At 70.4% G+C, this 23,434-nt stretch carries 24 protein-coding genes; 10 read left to right on the top strand and 14 right to left on the bottom strand.

What is annotated here, in order from left to right; all coding sequences use genetic code 11:
* The first annotated feature begins 15 nt into the window (after positions 1-15).
* The gene (rpmB, locus tag PUT80_RS31515; protein WP_009074135.1) at positions 16-207 is read left to right on the top strand and encodes a 50S ribosomal protein L28; all 192 of its coding nucleotides are present in this window, start codon (positions 16-18) and stop codon (positions 205-207) included.
* A 175-nt stretch (positions 208-382) separates the two neighbouring features.
* Here the strand turns inward: rpmB and PUT80_RS31510 are convergent, their stop codons facing one another.
* The 5 genes from PUT80_RS31510 to PUT80_RS31490 form a co-directional block, all read right to left on the bottom strand.
* Positions 383-1,171, bottom strand: a complete 789-nt coding sequence (locus PUT80_RS31510; RefSeq protein ID WP_275294354.1) for an alpha/beta hydrolase — start codon at positions 1,169-1,171, stop codon at positions 383-385.
* Positions 1,172-1,244: 73 nt separating this feature from the next.
* Positions 1,245-1,922: a uracil-DNA glycosylase gene (locus tag PUT80_RS31505; RefSeq protein WP_037811706.1), complete on the bottom strand. Its 678-nt coding sequence runs from the start codon at positions 1,920-1,922 to the stop codon at positions 1,245-1,247.
* A gap of 181 nt (positions 1,923-2,103) precedes the next feature.
* Entirely contained in the window at positions 2,104-2,625 is a 522-nt protein-coding gene (locus PUT80_RS31500; RefSeq protein ID WP_275294353.1) for a gamma carbonic anhydrase family protein, read from the bottom strand.
* Positions 2,626-2,642: 17 nt separating this feature from the next.
* Positions 2,643-3,131: a GNAT family N-acetyltransferase gene (locus PUT80_RS31495; RefSeq protein ID WP_037811710.1), complete on the bottom strand. Its 489-nt coding sequence runs from the start codon at positions 3,129-3,131 to the stop codon at positions 2,643-2,645.
* Positions 3,132-3,151: 20 nt separating this feature from the next.
* On the bottom strand, positions 3,152-4,111 hold the full coding sequence (locus tag PUT80_RS31490) for a thiamine-phosphate kinase (protein WP_238607894.1): 960 nt from the start codon (positions 4,109-4,111) through the stop codon (positions 3,152-3,154).
* A 137-nt stretch (positions 4,112-4,248) separates the two neighbouring features.
* Between PUT80_RS31490 and PUT80_RS31485 the strand changes: the two genes are divergently transcribed.
* Both PUT80_RS31485 and PUT80_RS31480 read left to right on the top strand, forming a co-directional pair.
* On the top strand, positions 4,249-4,482 hold the full coding sequence (locus tag PUT80_RS31485) for an Lrp/AsnC ligand binding domain-containing protein (RefSeq protein WP_037811714.1): 234 nt from the start codon (positions 4,249-4,251) through the stop codon (positions 4,480-4,482).
* 19 nt (positions 4,483-4,501) lie between these two features.
* Complete coding sequence (locus PUT80_RS31480; RefSeq protein WP_037811716.1) at positions 4,502-5,041, top strand: DUF3515 domain-containing protein; 540 nt, start codon at positions 4,502-4,504, stop codon at positions 5,039-5,041.
* On the opposite strand, the gene PUT80_RS31475 is transcribed toward PUT80_RS31480, so the two are convergent.
* The 4 genes from PUT80_RS31475 to PUT80_RS31460 all read right to left on the bottom strand — a co-directional run bounded on the left by PUT80_RS31475 (position 5,022) and on the right by PUT80_RS31460 (position 10,565).
* A complete protein-coding gene (locus PUT80_RS31475) occupies positions 5,022-6,362 on the bottom strand; it encodes an MFS transporter (RefSeq protein WP_037811717.1) in 1,341 nt (446 codons plus the stop codon). The genes PUT80_RS31480 and PUT80_RS31475 overlap by 20 nt on opposite strands.
* 95 nt (positions 6,363-6,457) lie before the next feature.
* Positions 6,458-7,555, bottom strand: a complete 1,098-nt coding sequence (locus PUT80_RS31470) for a D-alanine--D-alanine ligase family protein (protein ID WP_275294352.1) — start codon at positions 7,553-7,555, stop codon at positions 6,458-6,460.
* Positions 7,556-7,561: 6 nt separating this feature from the next.
* Positions 7,562-9,088, bottom strand: coding sequence for a serine hydrolase domain-containing protein (locus PUT80_RS31465; protein ID WP_275294351.1), 1,527 nt, complete (start codon positions 9,086-9,088; stop codon positions 7,562-7,564).
* A gap of 106 nt (positions 9,089-9,194) precedes the next feature.
* Complete coding sequence (locus PUT80_RS31460) at positions 9,195-10,565, bottom strand: PLP-dependent aminotransferase family protein (RefSeq protein ID WP_037811720.1); 1,371 nt, start codon at positions 10,563-10,565, stop codon at positions 9,195-9,197.
* A gap of 89 nt (positions 10,566-10,654) precedes the next feature.
* On the opposite strand from PUT80_RS31460, the gene PUT80_RS31455 reads away from it, so the two are divergent.
* The gene (locus PUT80_RS31455; RefSeq protein WP_275294350.1) at positions 10,655-11,329 is read left to right on the top strand and encodes a pyridoxamine 5'-phosphate oxidase family protein; all 675 of its coding nucleotides are present in this window, start codon (positions 10,655-10,657) and stop codon (positions 11,327-11,329) included.
* On the opposite strand, the gene PUT80_RS31450 is transcribed toward PUT80_RS31455, so the two are convergent.
* A complete protein-coding gene (locus PUT80_RS31450) occupies positions 11,301-12,752 on the bottom strand; it encodes a HAMP domain-containing sensor histidine kinase (RefSeq protein WP_275294349.1) in 1,452 nt (483 codons plus the stop codon). The two genes, PUT80_RS31455 and PUT80_RS31450, sit on opposite strands and share 29 nt — an antisense overlap.
* Positions 12,749-13,450, bottom strand: coding sequence for a response regulator transcription factor (locus tag PUT80_RS31445; RefSeq protein ID WP_134727838.1), 702 nt, complete (start codon positions 13,448-13,450; stop codon positions 12,749-12,751). The genes PUT80_RS31450 and PUT80_RS31445 overlap by 4 nt, the downstream gene beginning before the upstream one ends.
* 138 nt (positions 13,451-13,588) lie before the next feature.
* Here PUT80_RS31445 and PUT80_RS31440 point away from each other — a divergent pair, with 138 nt between their 5' ends.
* The 3 genes from PUT80_RS31440 to PUT80_RS31430 are packed head-to-tail and all read left to right on the top strand — an operon-like array spanning position 13,589 to position 15,778.
* Complete coding sequence (locus PUT80_RS31440; RefSeq protein WP_275294348.1) at positions 13,589-13,963, top strand: VOC family protein; 375 nt, start codon at positions 13,589-13,591, stop codon at positions 13,961-13,963.
* Positions 13,960-14,781 carry a class I SAM-dependent methyltransferase gene (locus PUT80_RS31435; RefSeq protein WP_275294347.1) on the top strand — a complete coding sequence of 274 codons (822 nt, stop codon included), beginning with the start codon at positions 13,960-13,962 and terminating at the stop codon, positions 14,779-14,781. The genes PUT80_RS31440 and PUT80_RS31435 overlap by 4 nt, the downstream gene beginning before the upstream one ends.
* 10 nt (positions 14,782-14,791) lie before the next feature.
* Positions 14,792-15,778 (top strand): asparaginase, encoded by a 987-nt coding sequence (locus PUT80_RS31430; protein ID WP_275294346.1) that lies wholly within the window; start codon positions 14,792-14,794, stop codon positions 15,776-15,778.
* Here PUT80_RS31430 and PUT80_RS31425 read toward each other — a convergent pair whose 3' ends face one another.
* From PUT80_RS31425 to PUT80_RS31415, 3 genes are all read right to left on the bottom strand, one after another.
* A complete protein-coding gene (locus PUT80_RS31425; RefSeq protein ID WP_134727834.1) occupies positions 15,779-16,258 on the bottom strand; it encodes a cysteine dioxygenase family protein in 480 nt (159 codons plus the stop codon).
* 364 nt (positions 16,259-16,622) lie between these two features.
* Positions 16,623-17,648 carry an NAD(P)H-dependent glycerol-3-phosphate dehydrogenase gene (locus tag PUT80_RS31420; RefSeq protein WP_043835439.1) on the bottom strand — a complete coding sequence of 342 codons (1,026 nt, stop codon included), beginning with the start codon at positions 17,646-17,648 and terminating at the stop codon, positions 16,623-16,625.
* The gene (locus PUT80_RS31415) at positions 17,648-18,361 is read right to left on the bottom strand and encodes a lysophospholipid acyltransferase family protein (protein ID WP_238608412.1); all 714 of its coding nucleotides are present in this window, start codon (positions 18,359-18,361) and stop codon (positions 17,648-17,650) included. The genes PUT80_RS31420 and PUT80_RS31415 overlap by 1 nt, the downstream gene beginning before the upstream one ends.
* Before the next feature lie 176 nt (positions 18,362-18,537).
* Between PUT80_RS31415 and cofC the strand changes: the two genes are divergently transcribed.
* From cofC to PUT80_RS31400, 3 genes are read left to right on the top strand one after another with little or no spacing between them, the layout of a single operon-like run.
* Positions 18,538-19,170 (top strand): 2-phospho-L-lactate guanylyltransferase, encoded by a 633-nt coding sequence (cofC, locus tag PUT80_RS31410; protein ID WP_238607902.1) that lies wholly within the window; start codon positions 18,538-18,540, stop codon positions 19,168-19,170.
* Between the two features lie 55 nt (positions 19,171-19,225).
* The gene (locus PUT80_RS31405) at positions 19,226-21,640 is read left to right on the top strand and encodes an RNA degradosome polyphosphate kinase (protein ID WP_199817566.1); all 2,415 of its coding nucleotides are present in this window, start codon (positions 19,226-19,228) and stop codon (positions 21,638-21,640) included.
* Positions 21,637-22,584, top strand: coding sequence for an NUDIX hydrolase (locus tag PUT80_RS31400; RefSeq protein ID WP_037811730.1), 948 nt, complete (start codon positions 21,637-21,639; stop codon positions 22,582-22,584). The genes PUT80_RS31405 and PUT80_RS31400 overlap by 4 nt, the downstream gene beginning before the upstream one ends.
* Positions 22,585-23,434: the final 850 nt, after the last annotated feature.

Genomic DNA, 23,434 nt, shown 5'->3' with positions numbered 1-23,434 from the left:
CCAGAGGAGTTCGACGTGGCTGCCGTGTGCGACGTCTGTGGCAAGGGACCCGGCTTCGGCAAGTCGGTCTCGCACTCCCACCGGCGTACCAACCGCCGGTGGAACCCGAACATCCAGGTTGTGCACGCGAAGGTCGGCGTGTCCCAGCGCAAGCGCCTGAACGCCTGCACCTCGTGCATCAAGGCTGGCAAGGTCGTGCGCGGGTAGCGACAAACTCGAAGGGTGGCGAGTGCTCGTGGAGAGCACTCGCCATTTTTTGTCGCTACGTGTCTTCCGGGGGTCGAACCCCCGGGCCCCCACCAGGGGGCAAGCCCCCTGGACCCCCGCGTTGGGTCGCCTGGGAATCGAAGGGGCGAGTGCCGTAGCACCCGCCCCTTTTTCGTCACCGCAGGAAGTTCGCCAGCACCTCTCGCAGGGACTCCGGTGCGTTCAGCACCCCGTGGTCCTGCCCCGGAATCTCCTCGTACCGCCCGTGCGCGACCGCAGCGGCGACGGCCTTGGCGGACGACGTCATCCACGCCTCCCCCGCGCCGCCGGACAGCGACAGCACCGGGACGGTGATCGCCGCCAGGCGGTCCGTCGGCAGGTAGTTGCCGCGGCCGCACACGGTCAGGTCGTACGGCAGCGTGTGCGCCAGTCCGACGAACCAGCCCCACACCGGCGCGGACTTCATCGAGTCCACCACCGAGGCCGGGGTCCCGGTGCCCTCGACCAGGAACAGTTCGACCGCGCCGTCCCGATCCCCAGAAGCCAGGCAAGCGCTGACCCGGTCCACCAGGTCTTCAGCCGGCCGTGGGCGGTCGTCGCCGATGAACGGCGGTTCGTACACCGCCACCTTCGTGATCGGCAGCCCGCGCGCCGCCGCTTCCAGGGCCAGGATCGCGCCGGACGAGTGGCCGAACACCGCGGCCGAGCCGCCGACGGCCTCGATCAGCACCTCGAGGTCATCGATCTCGCGCTCGACGGCGTAGACCGGCGCGTCGCCGCTGTCGCCGCGGCCTCTCCGGTCGTAGGCGACGGCGGTGAAACCGGCGTCGGCGAGCACCGCGGCGAGCGCGGCGACGGTCGTGCGGTCGTTCACCGCGCCGCCGACCAGCAGCACCGGCGAACCCGTGCCGTAGGTGTCGAAGGCGATCGGGGTGCCGTCGGCGGACGTGACGGTGGCGGTCATGGCGTTCCTCCAGGGTTTCAGTCGCTGCTTACCCTGGTGGTCGGCGCCGATCGCCGGAACTGGACACGCCGCGTCAGGGAAGTTTCCAGTCGAGCGGTTCCGCGCCCTGCTGGACCAGCAGCTGGTTCGCCCGGCTGAACGGCCGCGACCCGAAAAAGCCGTTGCGCGCCGAAAGCGGGCTCGGGTGCGCCGATTCGATGCACGGCACCTCGCCGAGCATCGGCCGCAGGTTCCGCGCGTTGCGGCCCCACAGGATCGCCACCAGCGGTCCGCCGCGCGCGGCGAGCGCCTTGATCGCCTGCTCGGTGACCTGTTCCCAGCCCTTGCCCTGGTGCGAGTTCGACTTGTGCGGCTGCACGGTGAGCGACCGGTTCAGCAGCAGCACGCCCTGCTCCGCCCACGGGGTCAGGTCGCCGTTGGACGGCGTCGGATGGCCCAGGTCCTCGCAGTACTCCTGGTAGATGTTGATCAGGCTCTTCGGGATCGGCCGCACGTCCGGGGCCACCGAGAAGCTCAGGCCGACCGCGTGCCCCGGCGTCGGGTACGGGTCCTGGCCGACGATCAGCACGCGGACGTCGTCGAACGGCTGCTTGAACGCGCGCAGCACGTGCTCGCCCGCGGGAAGATAGGTGCGGCCCGCGGCGATCTCGGCGCGGAGGAACTCCCCCATCGCGGCGACCTGCGGGGCCACTGGTTCAAGGGCTTTCGCCCAGCCGGCTTCGACGATTTCGTCCAGCGGTCGTCCAGTCACGGCCCGCGAGCCTAGCGCCACGTGCCCGAGGTCACCGGGGCGGGTCCAGACTCCGGCGAGCGGTCCGTGAAGGACTCCTTGGGGAACCAATGCCCGATTCTCTCCCCCATTTGACCGCGTCTTGAGGTCCGTGAGGGCCACCCTGAGGGAATCTGATTCCCTCAGGGTTCCCCTCACGGACTTAGTCCAACTTGCGCAACTCCGCCCGGAACCGGGCCCCGCGCCGGACGTAGGAATCCACGACCGCGGCGATCTGGTCTTCGGAAAACGACTTGTTCGGCCGCGTTTTCGCCGGAACTCCCAGTGCGATCTCGCCGGTGCCGACGCTCGATTCGTACGACAGCACCGCGCCCGCGCCGACCATGCCGCCGTCCTCGATCACGCTTCCGTTCAGCACCACCGAACCCGACGCGATCAGGCAGCCGGTGCCGATCGTCGCGCCCTCGATGTGCACCGCGTGCCCGACCGCCGAGGACGGGCCCACGATCGTCGGATGCCGCGCGGTGCAGTGGACGACGCAGCCGTCCTGCACGTTCGAACGTTCGCCGATCTCGATGTACCCGTGGTCGCCGCGCAGCACCGTCTGCGGCCAGACCGAGGCGCGCGCGCCGATCCGGACGTCGCCGATCACGGTCGCGTCGGGATGGACGTAGGCGTCCGGGTGGATAGTCGGGACCAGGTCGCCGAGCGCGTAGATGGCCAATGCCGCCTCCGGGTCGTTCAGTGTTGTCGGTCGCGGGCCAGATCCTTGCCGTAGTACCGGCTTTCCGGCATATCGCCGTAATAACCGAAAGCCGGGACCTCGACGTAGCCCGACGAACGGTAGAGGGCGATCGCCTCCGGCTGTTCGGTGCCCGTCTCCAGCACGACGCGGCGGCGTCCGGCGGCGACCGCGGTGCGTTCCAGTTCGGCGAGCATCGCGCGGGCGAACCCGCGGCCCCGCGCGGATTCGACCACGTACATCCGTTTCAGCTCGACGTCGCCGGGCCGGAACGTCGGCTCGGGACCGTCGTGCGCGCGCCACGCGCCGGACGCCACCGGCACGTCGTCCAGGTACCCGACCAGGAACAGGCCCCGCGGCGGCGCGAACTCCGCGGGGTCCATCGGGGTCTCGTCCTCGGAGCCGTAGCGGCGCACGTACTCCAGTTGCACCTCGGCCATCAGCTTGGCGGCGTCGGGGTGGTCGAAGGCGACGGCACGGATGTCCACGGCGCCAGCCTAATGAAGGATCACTGCTGCCAGTGCTCCCAGCCGCCCTGCTGGTCGTACTCGCGCCCGTCCACGGTGACGCCGGATCCGGGCATGGTGACCACGCCGATCTTGCGCCAGCCCTCGGGCAGGTCGTCGAACGGCGGGAACGTCGCGACCAGCGCGTGGTCCTCGCCGCCGGTCAGCACCCACTGCATCGGGTCCGCGCCGAGCGCGCTGCCGACCTCCTTCAGCCGCGTCGGCACCTCGAGCAACGCGGTCTGCACGTCGAGCCCGACCTCGGAAGCCGCGGCCAGGTGCGCGAGGTCGGCGAGGAGCCCGTCGGACACGTCCATCATCGCCGTCGCACCGGCGTGCGCGGCCTGCGGACCGGCCGAATACGGCGGTTCCGGGCAGCGCTGCGCGTTCACCACCCCGACCGGCGACCGGAATCCGCGGCGCAGCACCGCGAGCCCGGCCGCGGCCCAGCCGAGCCGTCCGCACACCGCGAGCACGTCGCCGGGGCGCGCGCCGGAGCGGGTCACCGGTTCGCGGTCTTCGAGGTCGCCCAATGCGGTGACGCTGATCACGAGCTGGTCCGCGCTCACGAGATCGCCGCCGGACACCCCGATCCCGGCCGCGTTCGCCTCGGCCCACATGCCGTCCATGATCTCGGTCACGACCTGCGCCGGGGTGTCGGCCGGGCACGCGATCCCGACGACCACCGACGTCGGTTTCGCGCCCATCGCCGCGACGTCGGACAGATTCACCGCGACCGCCTTGCGCCCGACCTGCTCCGGGCTCGACCAGTCGAGCCGGAAGTGCACGCCGTGGACCAGCACGTCGGTCGTGACGACCACGCGGCCGTCCGGCGCGGCGAGAACCGCCGCGTCGTCGCCCGGGCCCAGCAGTGTCGACGGCGGCTGCGCGCGTCCTTCGGTGACCCGCCGGATCAGGCCGAACTCGCCTGTCGCGGCCACCGAGTGCTCGTCCGGTGACACCGGTCACCTCCTGTTTCCCTCGCCTGTGTCGGATCGGCCACCGACAATCGGATCCCCTAGGTTTTTCCCAGGGCTGGCGCTACGTTTCCTACACCGTTCCTACCTCGACTAGACCGCCACCGACGAAAGGGCACGCCGTGGTCCACGCATACATCCTCATCCAGACCGAGGTCGGCAAGGCGGCCGCGGTGGCTGCGGAGATCGCCGGGGTCCCGGGCGTGACCAGCTCCGAGGACGTCACCGGCCCGTACGACGTGATCGTGCGCGCGGCCGCGGACACCGTGGACCAGCTCGGCCAGCTCGTCGTCGCCCGCGTGCAGAACGTGCAGGGGATCACGCGCACGCTGACCTGCCCGGTCGTGCATCTCTGAGCCGTGGTCCACTGAGGCGGTGGCAGACACCGACACCGGGGCTCCTCCGAAGGTCGTCCTCGTCACCGCGTCGTTGCTCGTGGCCGCGCTGGCGGTCGCGGTCGCGGTCGTCGCGCTGACGAAGAGCTCTTCGGGACAGCCCGATCCGAACCAGCCGCTCGCGCTCGTGTCCGTTCCCGCGCCGCAGGCCGGGTCGCCGGACTGCGCGAAGCTGATCGCCGGGGTCCCGGCCACGCTCACGTCGAACGGCAAGGAACTGTCGCCGCGCACGCTCGCCGAGCCCGCGCCGAAGGCCACCGTCGCGTGGGGCGAACCGGATCCGGTCGTGCTGCGCTGCGGCCTCGAACGCCCGCCGGAGCTCACCCAGACCGCGCAGCTGCGCGTGGTCAACAAGGTGCAGTGGCTGCAGATCGAGCAGGGCGGTTCGGCCACCTGGTACGCGGTCGACCGGCCGGTCTACGTCGCGCTGACCGTCCCGGAGAGCGCCGGGACGGGACCGCTGCAGGCCATTTCGGACGCTATCTCGGCCAAGCTGCCGGTCAAGCCTCTGAAGTTCTAGCCGCGATCGTCTCCAGCGACTCGCCGGTGGTCCGTGGGCCGAGCACCGCCACGTCGACCATCAACAGCACCATCGCACCCGCGACCACCGCGAACATCGTCGTCGCACCCGCCGAATGCAGAACCGGCAACAGCACGAACGGCATCGCCGCCGTCGCCAGCCGGGACAACGCGTAGGCCGAGCCGGCGGCGGTGCCGCGCAGCGACGTCGGGAACAGTTCGCCCTGGTAGGTGTGGAAGGCGTTCGAGAAGACGTTGCTGACGGCAGTGTAGCAGAAGCCGAACACCGCGATCAGGACGCCGGACGTCGCGTAGCCGAAGGCCAGCCCGAACACCGCCATCGCCGCCGCGCTCGCGACGATCAGCCACTTGCGTTCCAGCCGTTCGATGATCGGGATGGACAGCGCCGACCCGATCGGGTAGCCGAGGAAGGTGAGCGCGCTGAACGTCAGCGACGTGACGAGGCCGAAACCCTTGGCGGCCAGCACAATCGGCACCAGCGAACCGAAGCCGTAGTAGCCGAACGATTGCAGCAGCTGGAAGACGTACAGCATCGCCGTGCGACGGAACCACGGCGGACGCAGCAATGCCGACGCGCGCACGGGTTCGGGCGCGGGCGGTTCCGGCTCCGGTTCGGGCAACGGCTGCGGCGCGCTCGCTTCGAGCTTGCGCACGACCTCGTCCGCTTCGCCGATTCTTCCTTGTGCCGCAAGCCAACGCGGTGACTCCGGCAGCGTGAACCGCAGCGCCCACACGACCGCCGCGCCCAGCGCACCGATCACGAACAGCCAGCGCCAGCCGTCGATGCCGAGCGGCGCGTGCCCGACCAGCGCACGGGCGAGGAATCCGGCAGCGGGGACGCCGCAGAAGCCGATGGTGTAAGCCCAGGCTGTCGCCCGGCCGCGGGCGCGCGCGGGCAGCAGGTCGGCGAGATAGGCGTCAGCGACCGGCAGTTCCGCGCCGATGCCGATCCCGGCGATGAACCGGCAGATCACCAGCATCCACACGTCCGTGCTGAACGCGCCGAGCAGCGTGAACACCGAGTACAGGCCCAGGGTGAGCAGGAACGCGCGGCGCCTGCCGAGCCGGTCGGCCAGCCTTCCGAGGAACACCGCGCCCACGAACGCGCCGACGAACGCCGACGCCAGGACGTACTTCAGCGTCGTCGGGGTGACGCCGAACTCCTTGGTGAGGACGGTGCTGATGGTCGCGGCGAGGAACAGGTCGTAGAGGTCGAAGAAGGTCGCGATGCCGACCACTGCGACGAAGTACCGGTGCCGCCGGGTGACCGGGAGCCGGTCGAGCCGGGATGCGATCTGCACGCGCTGTTTTCCTTACGGTGGGGACAGGCCGTTTGTTCGAGGGCCATCGTAAGGTCGCCGGCCTAGTCCGGCCGCGCGCGCCGCGGTCGCGGCGGTCAGCGCAGGCCGGTGCCCCGCGCGAGCGCGGTGTCGATCAGCGTCGACAGCAGCGTCGGGTAGTCCACCCCGGTGACCTCCCACATCTTCGGGTAGGCGGACTTCGTGGTAAACCCGGGCATCGTGTTGACCTCGTTGATCACCAGGTCGCCTTCCTCGGTCACGAAGAAGTCGACGCGGGCGAGGCCCTGGCAGTCGAGCGCGCGGAACGCCTCGACGGCCATCGCGCGCAGTCGGTCGGTGAGCGCGTCGTCCAGTTTGGCCGGGATGTCCAGTTCGGCGTCCTCGCCGAGGTACTTGGTTTCGAAGTCGTACCAGGCGTCCTCGCCCTCGGCGAGCACCCGGATCTCCGCCGGGAGCGACGCCTCGACGCGGCCGTCCGGGAATTCCAGCACGCCGCATTCGACCTCGCGCCCGCGCACCGCGGCCTCGACGAGCACCTTCGGGTCGGTGCGCCGGGCCAGTTCGATCGCGGCGTCCAGGCCGGCCCAGTCGGCGACGCGAGAGATGCCGACCGACGAACCGGCGCGCGAGGGCTTCACGAACACCGGCAGGCCAAGGCGTTCCCGGTCCGCTTCGGCCAAAGTGGACTGTCCGCGGCGCAGCGCGGCGTAGGTGCCGACCGGCAGTCCTTCCGCGGCGAGCAGCTTCTTCGCGTATTCCTTGTCCATCGCCGCCGCGCTGGCGAGCACGCCGGGGCCGACGTACGGGATGTCGGCGAGTTCGAGCAGGCCCTGGATGGTGCCGTCCTCGCCGAAGGCGCCATGCAGCACCGGGAAGACGACGTCGACGGTGCCGAGCACCTCGGTGGCCTGGCCCGGGTCGACCGTGCGCAGTTCGCGGCTGGTCGGGTCGCCGGCGAGCACGAGCGCGCGGCCGGACTCGACCGACGGCAGCTCGCGGCCCTGGATGCTGAGCTGCTTCGGGTCGCCGGTGCCGAGCACCCAGCCGCCGTGCGGCGTGACGCCGACCGGGAGCACCTCGAAGCGGTCCGGATCCAGGTTCGAGATCACACTGCCCGCGGACAGGCACGAGATGGTGTGCTCGCTGCTGCGGCCACCGAACACGACCGCGACCCGGATCTTTTCAGCGCTCATAGCCGGTCACCGTACCGGGTGAGCCTCGTCAACAGCGCGCGCCGGGGGTGTCTGCGCTGGTCGGGAGGGTCGAGCCGCTGGTCGGCGAGTCCGCGAGGCGGCCAGCGCGAACCACCCCAACCCGCGCACCGCGAGGAACGCTGTCCCGGCGAGGACGAGGACCGTGAAGTCCGGCAGCGTCTGGAACGCGACGTCCACCGGCAGCCAGCCGCCGTAGCTGAGCAGGCCGACTCCGACGAACACCGCCGCGTACAGCGCCGCTGCGGCGATGAGATGTCCGACCAGCGGCCGCACCGCTACCCGGCGGAAACCCTTGTCCCGCAAGAGTTCCGGCAGCTTTCGCGCGCGACGGATCTGTCGGCGGGTCGCCAAGACCATCGCAGCGAGGGCCAGGAGCGCGACGCCGTCGATGACGCCGTAGGTGAACAGGAAACCGTTGCCGATCTCCGGGGCCGGTGCGCCCGCGAGCATCGCGAGGGTGTGGTGGAACGGCGCGCCGTTGTCCAGCAGGACCGGGTTGCGCGAGGTCAGCACCACGAGGCCGACCTGCTGGTTTGGCAGAAAGCCCAGGTTGGCGTGGTAGCGGGTCAGGTCGCCGTCGTGCTGGACGACCGGCTGGCCGTGAAGAGTGCCGGTGCCCCAGCCGGATCCGTAGTGGTCGATGCCGTCGATCGCGTGGTCGTCGCCGGTCGGGACGGCCGCGCTGTGCATCAGGCGCAGGCTTTCGGCGGACAGCGGACGGGTGCCGCGATAGGCGCCGGTCATCTGGAAGATCAGGTAATGGCTGAGGTCCTCGGCGGTCGAGACCAGGTAGCCGTCAGGCAGCGCGCCCGGGAAATCCGGTGTTTCCATCGGCACGTTCAGGCCGAACAGCACCGACGAACCCTCGATCAGGCCCGCGCGACGGGCGTCGGCGAGGTTGGTGAAGGTGCGGTTCATGCCGAGCGGGGCGAGGACGTGCGCTTTGAGGTAGTCGGCGTAGCTCTGGCCGGAAACCTGCTCGACCAGCAGACCCAGCGTCGCGTAGTTCTTGTTGCAGTAGTGGAAAGCGGTGCCGGGGCGAGACACCGGGACGACGTCGGCGAGTGCGCGGACGCGCTGCTCCAGCGTGGTTTCCGGTTCGTAGAGGTCGACGGTGCCCGCTTCGGTCGGCAGCCCGCTGGTCTGGTTCAGCAACTGCCGCACGGTGATCGGATCGTTGGATCCGGCGGTGCGGAACCACGGCAGGTACGCGGTGATCGGGGTGTCCAGGCCGACTTTGCCCGCGTCGACGAGCTGCATGACTGCCATGGCGGTGAACGATTTGCTCAGCGAGCCAAGCAGAAACGGCGACTGCGGCGTCACGTCGGGGCCGACCGCGCCGGTCGTCACCTTGCCGTCCGCGGGCACCAGCGCGTAGGACGACGGCGGACCGCCCGCCAGTTCTTCACGCAAGTGCGCTACCGCAGTGTCTGCTGGCTGCGCTGAGGCCGGTGCGGCGAACACCGCCAGCATCGCGGTCGCCATCGCTGCTACCCGGATCCGCCAAGTCATCCCGCACTCCTCCGCGCGCCGAACTGATCGGCAAAAGCCTCGCGGAGCAGCGGATCCGGCACCATGAAGCTGACCGGCGGACCGAAGGTAGGGCTGGCCCCCGTAGTCAGCGGAGAAGATCGACCAGCGTCGGCACCGCGGCCATCAACGCTTCCCGCGAGCAGCCCGCGTAACCCAGCGCGATGCCGTGCACCGTCGGCGTTCCGGCGAAATGCCGCGCCAGCCCGTCGAGCCGGATCGAATGCCGTTCCGCCGCGGCGATCAACTCGGCCTCGGTCTCGGCGCTTTCCGTCCGCACCACCAGATGCGCGCCGGCGTCGTCGCCGACGAACGGGATTCCGGCGTTCGACAGCGCGGTCACCAGCACCGTCCGGCGTTCGGCCATTTCCCGGCGCAGCTTCCGCAGGTGCCGGCCCAGATCGCCGGTCCGGGCGAGTTCGACGAGCACCCGCTGCCCCGCCGGCGACGGACGGGTTCCGGTGAGATCCCGGTACGCCAGAATGGAATCGGCCACCGAAGCGGGCGCGACGAGCCAGCCCGCGCCGAGGGTCGGGGTGAGGATTTTGCTGGTGGTGCCGAGGTGCACGACGACGTCCGGGGCGAGCGCGGCCAGCATCGGCAGCGGGGCGACGTCGAAGCGCAGCTCGCCGTCGTAGTCGTCCTCGATGACCAGCATGCCTTCCGCGCGAGCGCGTTCCACGAGCTGCACGCGGCGGGCCGCGCTCATCCGGCTGCCCATCGGGTACTGGTGCGCGGGCGAGCAATAAACGGCGCGCGCCCCGGCGGGAATCGCGTCCGGACGAAGACCTTCCTCGTCCACCGGAACGCCGACAACGGTGAGCCCGGCCTGCCGGAACGCTTGCACCGCACGCTGATAACCCGGTTCCTCGAAGGCCACGACCGCACCTCGGCGCAGCACGGCAGCGGCGAGTTCCACGACAGCCGCAGTGGTACCGCCGGTCGCGAGCACCGAACCGGCGGCCAGACCGCGGTGGCGCAGCAGGTGTTCCGACACGGTCGCGCGGTATTCCGGCAACCCGGCGCGGTGCGCGCGCGTGAGCGGCTCGGGATCGGCGGCGGCCCGCCACGCTCGCCGCCAGGCCGCGCGGTCGAGGCCGCCAGCCCACGGCGTACCCGGCGCGAGGTCCAGCAACGGGGCTTGTTCCGCCTCGGCGAGCAGCGAACCGGGCACCGTGACGGACGCGGCGGCGCGGGTCGGCGGAGTGGTCACGTAGGTGCCGGAGCCGTGTCGGCCGGCGATCCAGCCTTCCGCGTGAAGTTGCTCGTACGCAGCCGAAGTGACCGTGCGCGAGACGCCGAGCCGTTCCGCCAGCGCGCGCGTGGACGGCAGCCGGTCGCCGCCGCGGAGATGCCCGCCGGCCGCGGCTTCGCGCAAGGCGTCGGCCAACTGCACGGCCAGCGGGGTGGCCGCTTCGCGGTCGAGACTGACCGGCAGGGCGGTGTCGGCGTAGGACACGGCGGACCTCCGTTACGGCGAAGTGGACTTCTCAAGTGTAGAAGAAGTGGACATTCAACGTAGCCACTTGGCCGCCGCACACTGAACGCATGAGCAGCCTTTCGCCCACCGAACGCACCACGCTCGGCCGCAAACGCCACCGCGCCGCCAGCGAGCGCGCGGTCCTGCACGCCGTGCTCGACGAGGCGCTGATCTGCCACCTCGGCGTGGTCCGCGACGGCGTCCCGCTGGTGCTGCCCACCGGATACGGCCGCGACGGCGACATCCTGTACCTGCATGGTTCCACGGGCGCGGCCAGTCTGCGAGCCGCGACCGGGGAAACCGACGTGTGCGTGACGGTCACCCTCCTCGACGGCATCGTCTACTGCCGCTCGGTGAACAACCACTCGGTCAACTACCGCAGCGCGGTGATCCTCGGCAAGGCCCGGCTGGTGACCGACCCGGACGAGAAGATGCGCGGCCTGCACGTGCTCACCGACCACCTCTCCCCCGGTTCGTGGGAGCACGCTCGCGCGGTGAACAAGAAGGAATTCGCCGCGGTGTCGGTCATCGCGCTCGACCTCGCCGAAGCGTCGGTGAAACTCCGCGCCGAAGGACCGGACGACGAGCCCGAAGACGTCACCGCAAATGCCGCCTGGGCCGGAGTACTGCCGGTGCGCACGGTCTTCGGCGAGCCGGAACCGTCCGCCGACCTGCCACCCGGCTGGACGGTGCCCGAACACGTCACCGCACGCGTCACGAAGGCAGCGGCAACCGCACGGTGAATACCGTCCGTCCGGGGCGGCTCTCCAACGAGACCGTCCCGCCGTGCTCCACCACGAGCGAATGCACCACTGACAACCCCAGCCCGGTGCCGCCAGCGGCCCGGGTGCGGGAGTTGTCGACGCGATAGAACCGGTCGAAAATCCGCTGCTGATCCGCCGCGGAAATCCCCGGTCCGGCATCGGTGACGGTGGCGACGGCCATCCCGTCGGCCACCGTTACCGCCAGCTCGACCGGCGTTCCCTCCGCGGTGTGCACGGCGGCGTTCGCGAGCAGGTTGTCCAGGACTTGCCGCAGCCGCGCCGGATCCGCGTGCAGCAGCACCGGTTCCTCCGGGATCGAGACCGTCAGCGGATGTCCCGGCCGACCGGCCCGGAACGCGTCCGCGGCGGCCGCGGCGATCTCGGTGAGATCCATCCGTTGCGGCCGCACCGGCGGTTCGACATCGCGCGCGTCCAGCCGCGCGAGCAGCAGCAGATCGTCCACCAGCACGCTCATCCGCGCGGTCTCGGCCCGGATTTTCTCGAGGTGCGCCTCGCGTTCCTCGGGTTCGTTCGCGGCGGCGTAACGGAAAAGATCGGCATAGCCGCGGATGGACGTCAACGGCGTCCGCAGCTCATGCGAAGCGTCGGCGACGAACCGGCGCAGCCGATCGTTCGCCTCGGTGCGCGCGGCCAGCGAGGATTCGATGTGGCTCAACATCAAGTTGAACGCCGTCCGCAGCTCCTCCACCTCCGCGCCGCCACCTGTGCCGGACGCGCGCACCGGCAAATCCGCCGTGGCAGTGAGGTCATGCGAGGCAATGTCGTGCGCAGTGCCAGCCATGTCCGACAACGGACGCAATCCGCGCCGCAGCACCACCCGGCCCGCGACGACGAGGATCGCCAACGCGATGAGAAACGCGAGCACTTCGATCAACATCAGCTGCTGCACGGTGTTGTCGAGATCAGCCTGCGGCGCGGCACTCAACAGCACGGTGCCGGTCCCGTTCTGCGAGGTCTCCACCGGACAGGCCCGGACGCGGTAAGAACCCTGACCGGGCAAGGCGATCGTGCGAAACAGGTCGCCGCTGGTCGCTTCTTCGGCGACCTGCGCCAACGGCCGCACGTCGTTCGGCAACGTGCTGCCCGGCTGCGGGACGGCGTGCCCCTCCCGCACGTCGAAAACCGCGGAGTACCAGGAGTAGACGACTTCCGGATTGTCCTTCGATTCCCGCAGATGCGGCACCTGCGCGACCTGGCTGGTTTTGAGCTGCTCGTCGAGCCGCCGGTTGAGGTAGTCGTGCATCAGCTCGACGGTCAGCGCGCCGACGATCGCGAACACGACCAGCGACAACGCGCCCAGCCCGAACGCCAGCCGCGTGCCGAGCCGGGAAGCGCGCCAAGCCCGGTACCACCGGCGAGCCCAGCGCCCGACCCGGTTCACCGGCCCGCCTGTCGCACGGAATACCCGACGCCGCGCACGGTGTGGATCAGCGGTTCGGCCTCGGTGTCGAGTTTGCGCCGCAGCCTCGAGATCGCGAGTTCGACCACATTGGACCGTCCGCCGAAGTCGTACTCCCAGACGTGGTCGAGGATCTGCGCCTTGGTGAGCACCGCGGGCGAACGCCGCATCAGGTAACGCAGCAGCTCGTATTCAGTGGGCGTCAGCTCGGCGAGCTGGCCGCCGCGGCGGACTTCGTGCGTCTCCTCGTCCAGGGTGAGATCGCCCACCTGCAGCACCACCGTGCGGGTATCCGGCTTCTCGGACGTCCGCCGCAGCACCGCGCGCAGCCGCGCCATCAATTCCTCGACGGAGAACGGCTTGACGAGGTAATCGTCACCCCCGCGGGTGAGGCCGGCGATGCGGTCGGCGGTCGCGTCCTTGGCGGTCAGGAACACCACCGGCACCGCGTCGTGTTTCTCGCGCAGCTTGTCGAGCACGGTGAAGCCGTCGAAATCGGGCAGCATGAGGTCGAGCACGACGATGTCGGGAGCGAACTCCGCGGCGCGCGCGAGCGCGTCGGCGCCGCAGCCGGCCGTCACGGCCTGCCAGCCCTCGTAACGGGCGACGGTCGCGACCAGGTCGGCGATGTGCGGCTCGTCGTCCACGACGAGCAGCCGCACCGGGTTCGGGTTCTCCACCCCGCCATCCTCCGCGACGTCCGCGCGGGCGCGCGAGCCGAACCCCCGGCTGACAGCGACTCGACAGGAAACCTGTCGCGCGCATCGGGCATTCCGGGCAGACTCCGGACCGGCAGCAACCCTGGCACAAGGAGCCCGATGACCTCGTACGTGGACAACATCACCGTCGACTGCGCCGACCCGTGGGCTCTGGCCCAGTTCTGGACCAAGGTGACCGGCCGCCCGGTCGGCGAGGACGGCCGGCAGGGCGATCCGGAGATCGGCATCACGCTCGATTCCGGCGTCACCCTCCTGTTCATCGCCGTCCCGGAGACCAAGACCATCAAGAACCGGATGCACCTCTGCCTGGCACCGGACGACGGGACCCGCGACGAAGAGGTGGACCGGTTGCTCAAGCTGGGTGCGACACTGCATTCCGACCACCGCCGCGACGACGGCACCGGATGGGCTGTCCTCCAGGATCCGGAAGGCAACGAGTTTTGCGTCCTGCGCAGCGCGGCGGAGAAGGCGTGACCGATTCGTTCGAGATCAACCGCGCCAACTGGGACGACCGCGCGCCGATCCACGCGCGCTCGGCGTACTACGAGTTCGACAAGTTCAAGGCCGATCCCGGGCACCTGAGCCAGATCGTGCGCTTCGACCAGCCTCGCCTCGGCGACGTTTCCGGGCTGCGCACCGTGCACCTGCAGTGCCACATCGGCACGGACACGCTGTCGCTGCACCGGCTCGGGGCCAAGATCTCTGGTCTGGACCTTTCCCCGGCGTCGCTCGCCGAGGCGCGCGAGCTCGCCGACGCCACCGGCGCGGACATCGACTACCACGAAGCGAACGTCTACGACGCGGTGGAAGTCTTCGGCGAAAACGCGTTCGCCCTGGTGTACACCGGGATCGGCGCGATCTGCTGGCTGCCGAAGATCGCGCCGTGGGCCGAGGTGGTCGCGCGGCTGCTGCGGCCCGGCGGACGGCTCTTCATGCGCGAAGGCCATCCGATGCTGTGGACGCTCGACGACGAATCCGAACGCGCGTGGCCGAAGTACGACTACTTCGAGCACGACGAACCGCTCGTGTTCAGCGACGACACCACCTACGTCGACACGGACGAACCGCTGCGCACGACGACCACGCACAGCTGGAACCATTCGCTCGGCGAGATCGTCACCGCGCTGCTCGACCAGGGCCTGATCCTGACCGGGCTGACCGAACACGACACCGCGGCGTGGAACGCGTTGCCGCACGAGATGGAAGAGGCCGGGGGCGGCGAATGGCGGTTGCGGGACAACCCGCGCCGGATCGCCGCGAGCTACACCCTGCAGGCGCGGCGCCCCGCATAGAGTGCGGGGCATGACTCGCATCGCCGTCGCCGCGCTGGGCGGCACCATCTCGATGGCTCCCGGACGTTCGATCGAAGACGGCGTCGTGCCGCGGCTCAGCGCCGAGGACCTGCTGGGAGACCTGGGTTCCCGGCTGCCGATGGAGATCACCGCGGCCACGCTCGCCGGGCTGTCGAGTTCGTCGATGGACTACGCGACGCTCGCGCGGACCCGGCAGTGGGGCGTCGAGCAGATCGAGGCGGGCGCGGACGGTCTCGTGGTGGTGCAGGGCACGGACACGCTGGAGGAAACGGCGTACCTGTTCGACCTCACGTGGCCGTCCGACGCGCCGGTGGTGATCACCGGCGCGATGCGGAACCCGAGCCTGCCCAGCCCGGACGGGCAGGCGAACATCCTCGCCGCGCTCGCGGTCGCCGCCGATCCGCGCAGCCGCGGCCGGGGCGCGCTGGTGGCGTTCAACGACGACGTGCACGCGGCGCGCTGGGTGCGGAAGACGCATTCCAGCCACGTCGAAACGTTTTCGTCGCGGCCAGCGGGCCCGCTCGGCATGGTGGCCGAAGGAGCGGTGCACTACTTCCACCCGTCGCCGCCGCGCCTGCCGGTGCTGCCGGGAGCCAAAACCGTCGATCTCGTTCCGCTGCTGGAATCGGGCCTCGAAGATTCAGGCGAACTGCTGTCGTTGGTCCTCAAGGGCGGCGCGCGCGGCGTAGTGGTGGCCGCGAACGGCGTCGGACACGTGTCGACCGGAACCGCGGACGTGATCGCGGCGGCCGAAGTACCGGTGGTCGTCGCTTCCCGGACCGGCGCGGGCCCGACTTTCCGCGGCACCTACGGGTTTCACGGCTCCGAATCGAGCCTGATCCGGATGGGCGCGACGATGGCCGGCTGGCTGTGCCCGCGGAAATCGCGGATCCTGCTGCAGGTTCTGCTCGCGGCCGGCGTCTCCCGGGAGGAGATCGAACGGCAGTTCAGGCTGCGCGGCGACCTCGACCGCTGATCACGCCCGGAACGGCCCGTCGACCGGATTCGCCTGGTACGACCGCATCTGCCGGCCGCCCTGGCGGTAGACGTGCACGCTGATCGCCGGGTCCGGACCGTCGTTGCGCACCTCGTGCACGTAACCGGGCCCGAACACGCGCGACTGCCCGGCGGACAGCCCGTGCACCTCGGTCACCGCACGCCCGCCAGGGGCGCGCCGCGCGACGGTTTCGGTCAGCCGCCCGGACACGACGGTGAACGCACCGGTCGAGAAGGCGTGGTCGTGCAGGTCGGTGTGCTGGCCGGGAAGCCAGCTGAGCAGCCAGATCTCCTGGTCCTCGGTGCGTTCGACGAGGGCGGAGAACCGCTGGTCGGGGTCGTAGCGCAGCAGGGCGCCCCAGCGCTCCCGGTCAGCGGCCACGTCGACGGCGACGCGGACCGGATGACGCAGGGCGGGGTTCTCGGGACGCAGCAGGGTGTTGTCCGGAACGGCGAACATGAAAAGAAGTCCTCACGGGAAGAAGATGGGTGTCGAACTGGGCCGGGACGGTTTCACCGACAACAGCGACACGACATGCCCATGACGGGGCGGAGGTCGTCAGACCCCGGCCGCATCGTCATCTCGCACGTCAGCATGCCGCACAGAGAACCAGCCCCGGACCGCCCGGTCAACCCGTCTCACCCCCTGGACCGCCCAGGTGAGCGCAGGTTCACACCCTGGTGTGCCCGCTCGTGCGCGGCAACGCCGGTTCTAACCGGCAGCGCCGCTCACGACACCCAGCCCGCTCGCCAGGCCGAGCTTCCCGCCTTCGCAACTCGTGCGCGGCAACGCCGGTTCTAACCGGCAGCGCCACTCACAAGTCTCAGCGCCACTCCGGCTTCCGCGACCGCCCGAGCAGTTCCGCGCCCGCCTGCCGCGGGTCGACGCCCTCGTGGCACACCCGGTACATCGCGTCCGTGATCGGCATGTCGGCCCCGTGCCGCTGCGCCAGTTCGCGGATCGACGAGCACGACGCGACGCCCTCCGCGACCTGCCCGCCGGTCGCCGCCTGCGCCTCGGCCAGCGTCTCGCCTCGGCCGAGGCGTTCGCCGAAGGTGCGGTTGCGCGACAACGGCGACGAGCACGTCGCGACCAGGTCGCCGAGCCCGGCGAGTCCGGCGAAGGTCAGCGGGTCCGCGCCGAGTTTCGCGCCGAGCCGCGCCATTTCGGCGAGGCCGCGCGTGATGAGCGTCGCCATCGTGTTCGCGCCCAAGCCCATTCCGGCGGCCATCCCGCAGCTGAGCGCGATCACGTTTTTGCACGCGCCGCCCAGTTCGCAGCCGACCACGTCGGTGTTGGTGTAGGGCCGGAAATACTGGTTCGACGTCGCCTGCTGCACCGCTTTCGCGCGCTCGTGGTCGGCGCACGCGAGCACCGCGGCGGCGGGCTGCCCGGCGGCGATCTCGCGGGCCAGGTTCGGCCCGGACACCACCACGATCTCGCCCGGATCGACTTCGGCGAGTTCGGCGATCACCTCGCTCATCCGCTTGAGCGTGCCCAGTTCCACACCCTTGGCGAGGCTGACCAGGATCGCCTCGGGCGGCAGCAGCGGCCGCCAGCCGGTGAGATTCGCGCGCAGGCTTTGGCTCGGCACCCCGAGCACGACCGCTTGCGCGCCGTCCAGCGCCTCGGCCGCGTCGGACGTCGCGGTGATCCGGTCCGGCAACGTCGTTCCCGGCAGATACGACTCGTTGGTGTGCCGCTCCCGGATTTCCTCGGCGACGCTTTCCCGGCGCGCCCACATCGTCACGTCCCGGCCCGCGTCGCCGAGCACCTTCGCGAACGCGGTGCCCCACGAACCCGCGCCGAGCACGGTGACCCGCTGCACGTCGGCGGCGAAACCCGCCATCAGGCACCGTCCTCCGGCTTCTCGGCCTCCGCCTTGGGCTCGGCGGTGATCTCCGCCTTGGTGTCGGCCGCCGCGTCCGTTTCCGGCTTCTTCGCGGGCGGTTCCTCTTGCCGGATCTCGGCCAGCAGCCGGGTCACCTCGTCCATCAGCACCGCGGTGACCTCGCGCAGCGTCGAGGCGCTGCGCGGGTTCGCGCCGCGGAACCGCGACAGGTCGATCGGGTCGCCGACCAGGTGCGTCACCGTCTTGCGCGGGAACGGCGTGAACTTCTTGGTGTAGCCGTTGAAGATCTGGTTCGTGCCCCAGCGCGCGATCGGGATCACCGGCACGTCGTTCTGCAGCGCCAGCCGCGCCGCGCCGCTGTAAGCCTCCTTCGGCCAGCCCAGCGGGTCCTTCGTGATCGTGCCCTCGGGGTAGATCACGATTACCTTGCCCTCTTCGAGCGCCTGGTGCGCGGCCTTGAGGCTGTCGCCCGCCGCGCTCGACCCGCGCGCCACCGGGATCTGCCCGGACCCGGTCACGATCCGGCCGAAGACCGGCACGTTCTTCAGGCTCGCCTTGAGGAAGAACCGCGGCACCCGCTTCTGCCGGTGCACGAACACCGCGTCGACCGGCGGGTCGAGGTGCGAGATGTGGTTCATCACCAGCACCGCGGGCCCTTCCCGGGGGATTTTCTCCGCGCCGAGGTACACCCGCTTGCCGATCGCGGTCATCGGGTAGAACGCGGCGGCGGCCAGCCCCACCCAGAATCCGCCCTTCTCACGCCGTGCCACAGTTCTCCTCCTCGGGTCGCCTCTGCTCCGGGTGATCCTGCCGCGCGCCGGTTCGCGCAGTCCAGGGAGGGTGCGCTCACGCACGCGCGCGAGCGGTTTCGGGTAAAGATGGACAGGTGGACGCAGACCTGGTCATGCCGCTGAAACCGCCGGGCGCGGGCAAGTCGCGGCTGCGCGGCGCGGTCGCCGCGCACCGGCACGCCGAACTGGTGCTGGCGCTGGCCTGCGACACGCTGGCCGCGGTCACGTCGGTCGCCCGCGTCCGCCGCGTGCTCGTCGTCACCTCCGATCCGGCCGCCCTGTCCGAATTGGCCGGTCTCGGCGTCGAACTGGTCGCCGAACCGGCGGAGGGCGGGCTCAACGAAGCGTTGCGGCACGGCGCGGAGCTGCTGCGCGCGGACGCGCCGGACGGAGTCGTCGGCGCGCTCCAAGCGGATCTCCCCGCGTTGCGCGCGGTGGATCTGGAACAGGCGCTCACCGAAGCCGCCGGCCGCCGCGCGGTGGTCTTCGACCGGCAGGGCACCGGGACCACGCTGTTGCTGTCCGCGCCGGGGAAACCGCTCGACCCGCACTTCGGCGCCGGTTCCGCGGAACTGCATCGGGCGTCCGGTGCGATTCCGCTCACCCAGGCATTGCCGTCGCTGCGCAGCGACGTCGACACCGAAGATGATCTGCGCCACGCCGCGCGACTCGGTCTCGGGAAGCGCACCGCGGCATTGCTCCCGGCCGAACGGACGCAATTGCGCTGACGTGTTCACTCGACCTTCATCGCGGCCTGCGCAAACCGCGGCTTCGTAGTGAACAATGGGCAGCGTGAGCACAGAAGACGGCAGCACTCCGGCCCGGCGGCGCGTGAAGAGCGGCAGCAGCGCGTCCCCCTCGTCCCCGGCCCCGCGCACCGCGGGCGGGAAGGCGACCTCGCGCGGGAACGGCGACGCCGCGGCGGCCCGCCGGGCAAAACCCAAGGCGGCTCCGGCTGAGGACAAAGACAAACCGGCCAAGCGCAAAACCGCCTCGTCGAGCGCGCTGCGCACCTCGGCGAAGAAACCCGCCGCGCCGCCCGCCGCCGCGCGATCGCGCCGGACCACGACCGAGAGCGGCGAGGAATTCCGCTCCGTCCCCTCGGCCCCGCCCGCCGTCACGTCCGCGCCCACAGCGGTCGAGTCGCTTCCCGACGACCGTTATTTCAACCGCGAGCTGTCCTGGCTCGACTTCAACGCCCGCGTGCTCGCGCTGGCCGAGGACGAATCGCAGCCGCTGCTCGAGCGGGCCAAGTTCCTCGCCATTTTCGCGTCCAATTTGGACGAGTTCTACATGGTCCGGGTCGCCGGGCTGAAACGGCGCGACGGCACCGGCCTCTCGGTGCGCAGCGCGGACGGGCTCACGCCGCGCGAACAGCTGGACTACATCGCCAAGCGCAACCAGGACCTGGTCGAGCGGCACACCGCCGCGTTCAAGGAGCACCTGCGCCCGCAGCTGGCCGAGCAGGACATCCGGATCGTCGGCTGGTCCGACCTGTCCGGGGCCGACCAGCTCCGGCTGTCGAGCTACTTCTCCGAGCAGATCTTCCCGGTGCTCACGCCGCTCGCGGTCGACCCGGCGCACCCGTTCCCGTACATCTCGGGGCTGTCGCTGAACCTCGCGGTGACGGTGCGGGATCCGCAGGGCGGGCTCGAACGGTTCGCGCGCGTGAAGGTGCCGAGCAACGTGCCGCGGCTGATGCGCGTGGAAACCGAACGCGGCAACCGGACCGCGACCTTCCTGCCGCTCGAGGAACTGATCTCCGCGCACCTGAGCGATCTGTTCACCGGCATGGAGGTCACCGAGCACCACGTCTTCCGCGTCACCCGCAACGCCGACTTCGAGGTCGAGGAAGACCGCGACGAGGACCTGTTGCAGGCATTGGAACGCGAGCTGGCGCAGCGCCGGTTCGGCCCGCCGGTGCGGCTCGAGGTCGCGCAGGACATGAGCGAGCACATGCTCGAACTGCTGCTGCGCGAGCTGGAAGTCGATCCCGAGGACGTCGTCGAGGTGCCTGGGCTGCTCGACCTCACCTGCCTGTTCCAGCTGTCCGCGGTCGACCGCAAGGAGTTGAAGGACCGGCCGTTCGTGCCCGCGACGCATCCGGCGTTCGGCGAACGCGAGACGCCCAAGAGCGTGTTCGCGACGCTGCGCGAGGGCGACGTCCTGGTGCACCACCCGTACGACTCGTTCTCCACGAGCGTGCAGCGGTTCATCGAACAGGCCGCGGCCGACTCGAAGGTGCTGGCGATCAAGCAGACGCTGTACCGGACGTCGGGCGATTCGCCGATCGTGGACGCGCTGATCGACGCCGCCGAAGCGGGCAAGCAGGTCGTGGCGCTGGTGGAGATCAAGGCGCGGTTCGACGAGCAGGCCAACATCACCTGGGCGCGCACGCTGGAACGCGCGGGCGTGCACGTCGTGTACGGCTTGGTGGGCCTCAAAACGCACTGCAAGGTGTCGATGGTGGTGCGGCAGGAGGGTTCGACCATCCGCCGCTACTGCCACATCGGCACCGGCAACTACAACCCGAAGACCGCGCGGCTGTACGAGGACCTCGGCCTGCTCACCGCGGACCCGAGCATCGGCGCGGACATCACCGACCTGTTCAACGTCCTCACCGGCTACTCGCGCCAGGACACCTACCGCACGATCCTCACGTCGCCGCACGGCATCCGCCGCGGCATCGTGCGCGCGATCGGCGAGGAGATCGAACTCGCGCGCGCCGGGCTCGACGCGGGCATCCGGATCAAGTGCAACTCGCTCGTGGACGAGCAAGTGATCGACGCGCTGTACCACGCGTCGCAGGCAGGCGTTCCGGTCGACGTGGTGGTGCGCGGGATCTGTTCGCTGAAGCCGGGCGTCGAGGGCTTGAGCGAGAACATCCGCGTCCGCTCGATCCTCGGCCGGTTCCTGGAGCATTCGCGGGTGTTCAACTTCCGCGCGGGCGGCACGCACTGGATCGGCAGCGCGGACATGATGCACCGCAACCTCGACCGCCGGATCGAGGCGCTGGTGCGGGTCAAGGACCCGAGGCTGACGCGGCAGCTGGACGAGGTGTTCGATTCGGCGCTCGATCCGCACACGCGCTGCTGGGTGCTCAGTTCCTCAGGCGAATGGCAGCCGTTCCCGGCCGCCGGTTCGCAGGTGCGCGACCACCAGCTCGAACTCGCGAAGCTGCACGGGGCCGTCGGATGAGCGTGGACGTCCGGGCCGCGGGCGCGGTGCTCTGGCGCCGTGCCGGGGCGGGGATCGAGGTAGCCGTCGTGCACCGGCCCCGCTACGACGATTGGTCGCTGCCGAAGGGAAAGGTCGACCCCGGCGAGACGATCGCGGCCACCGCGGTGCGCGAGATCGCCGAAGAGACCGGGTTCCGCGCGGTGCTGGGCCGCTATGTCGCGCAGACGAGGTACGAAGTCCCCGCGAAGAACAACGGGCGGCTGCTGCGCAAGAGCGTCGACTACTTCAGCGGCGAAGCCGTCGAGGGAGCCTTCGCGCCCAACGAAGAGGTCGACGAACTGCGCTGGCTGGACCCGATCGCGGCCGAGCAGCTGCTCACCCGGCCGGCGGATGTCCGGGTGCTGCGCGAGTTCTGCGCCCTCCCGCCCGCGCCGACGACGGTGTTGCTGGTGCGGCACGCGAAAGCGGGCAAACGCGAAGACTGGACCGGCGACGACGACCTCCGCCCGCTGTCGGAAGCCGGCCAACGCCAAGCGGCCGCACTGCGAGACCTGCTGCCGCTCTTCGGCCCCGACCGGGTGTTCTCCGCGCCGCGGCTGCGCTGCGTGCAGACCGTCGGCGGAATCGCGGACGCCCTCGGCGTCGAGGTGCGGCACGAGCCGTTGCTGTCGGAAGAGGGCTACTGGCCCGACCCGCTGCTCGGAATCCGCCGCCTGCTGGCGATCGCGGCCGACGGGGGCACCCCGCTGATCAGCAGCCAGGGCGGGGTGATCCCGGACCTGGTGAGCGCACTGGCGGACCGGGACGGCCTGGAACTGCCCGCCGCCCGCGACGGGGTGGTGCCGAGCAAGAAGGGCTCGCTGTGGGTCCTGTCGTTCTCCCCCGGCGACGACGGACCGGTTCTGGTGGGCGCGGACTATTACCCGAGCCCGCTGCCCGCTCCGGTGCCTTCGGCAGGCTGATTTTTTTCACCAGGGGCCCGGCGTGCGCGCCGGGCCCCTTCTCGTGTGCGCTCTTCAGCCATTCGGATTCTATAGAGACCGGTATTGCTGAGCGCCGCTCAGCAGTTATCCCGGGTCCGGCATAAGCGACGTCCGAGACACGCTCGCGGGGTTTATTTACCCCCGGCGGGGATTTATCTCCGGGCGTCGGATTAGCCCTCCCGGACCGACCTCTTCGGGGAATCCGATCGCCTTCCCGGACGGCCCCGAATCTGTTGTCTTATCAGCAATTCGGCGGGTTCTCCCCGGAGCCCGAACAGGCCGCCGACCTCGGGAAACGCGGTCTTCCCACTGCCCCAACACCATCCGGGCAAGTGCTCCGGCAACCCTGGCGGGGCAGCGAATTCGCGACCTCCGGAGAGACTCGCCACACCGGCTCGCCCGCCCCGCTGTCCCGCCTCGCCCGGAAACCCCGCGACCACAACGGGGTCTGGCCGCCTACCGCTCGCCCCGCCTCGAAACCCGCCCGCCACAACAGCTCGCCCGCCCTCTCGCAGCAGGTCGACACCGCAATCGCCCCCGCAACGCCATCCCCGCAACGCACCCGGTTCGCTCGTCCGGGCACCCCTCAGCCACCCGCGACCCACCGCCGTCCAGCCACAATCCCAGCCCCCGCAACCTCGTCCGACTCCCCGCCCGAAGCACCCCGCGCAGCCGCAACCTAACCCCGCACCAGCACAACAGCCCTGCCCCGGCTCACCGCGCGAAGCACCCACCCAGCCGAAACCCCAACCCCACGCCAGCACAGCAACCCCCGCGCCGACGCACCGCCCCAAACACGCCGCCCAGCCGAAACCCCAGCCGAGCGCCC

It is taken from the genome of Amycolatopsis sp. La24 (assembly GCF_029087445.1).
Taxonomy (GTDB): Bacteria; Actinomycetota; Actinomycetes; order Mycobacteriales; family Pseudonocardiaceae; genus Amycolatopsis; species Amycolatopsis nivea.
This window is presented reverse-complemented; position numbering and strand designations above follow the sequence as displayed.

What these genes read in the sequence shown, in the direction of transcription:
- PUT80_RS31510 (WP_275294354.1), bottom strand. Translation starts at nt 1,171, where the DNA reads ATGACCGCCACCGTCACGTCCGCCGACGGCACCCCGATCGCCTTCGAC.
- PUT80_RS31470 (WP_275294352.1), bottom strand. Translation starts at nt 7,555, where the DNA reads ATGAGCGCTGAAAAGATCCGGGTCGCGGTCGTGTTCGGTGGCCGCAGC.
- PUT80_RS31465 (WP_275294351.1), bottom strand. Translation starts at nt 9,088, where the DNA reads ATGACTTGGCGGATCCGGGTAGCAGCGATGGCGACCGCGATGCTGGCG.
- PUT80_RS31455 (WP_275294350.1), top strand. Translation starts at nt 10,655, where the DNA reads ATGAGCAGCCTTTCGCCCACCGAACGCACCACGCTCGGCCGCAAACGC.
- PUT80_RS31440 (WP_275294348.1), top strand. Translation starts at nt 13,589, where the DNA reads ATGACCTCGTACGTGGACAACATCACCGTCGACTGCGCCGACCCGTGG.
- PUT80_RS31430 (WP_275294346.1), top strand. Translation starts at nt 14,792, where the DNA reads ATGACTCGCATCGCCGTCGCCGCGCTGGGCGGCACCATCTCGATGGCT.
- PUT80_RS31425 (WP_134727834.1), bottom strand. Translation starts at nt 16,258, where the DNA reads ATGTTCGCCGTTCCGGACAACACCCTGCTGCGTCCCGAGAACCCCGCC.
- PUT80_RS31420 (WP_043835439.1), bottom strand. Translation starts at nt 17,648, where the DNA reads ATGGCGGGTTTCGCCGCCGACGTGCAGCGGGTCACCGTGCTCGGCGCG.
- PUT80_RS31415 (WP_238608412.1), bottom strand. Translation starts at nt 18,361, where the DNA reads ATGACCGCGATCGGCAAGCGGGTGTACCTCGGCGCGGAGAAAATCCCC.
- PUT80_RS31405 (WP_199817566.1), top strand. Translation starts at nt 19,226, where the DNA reads ATGGGCAGCGTGAGCACAGAAGACGGCAGCACTCCGGCCCGGCGGCGC.
- PUT80_RS31400 (WP_037811730.1), top strand. Translation starts at nt 21,637, where the DNA reads ATGAGCGTGGACGTCCGGGCCGCGGGCGCGGTGCTCTGGCGCCGTGCC.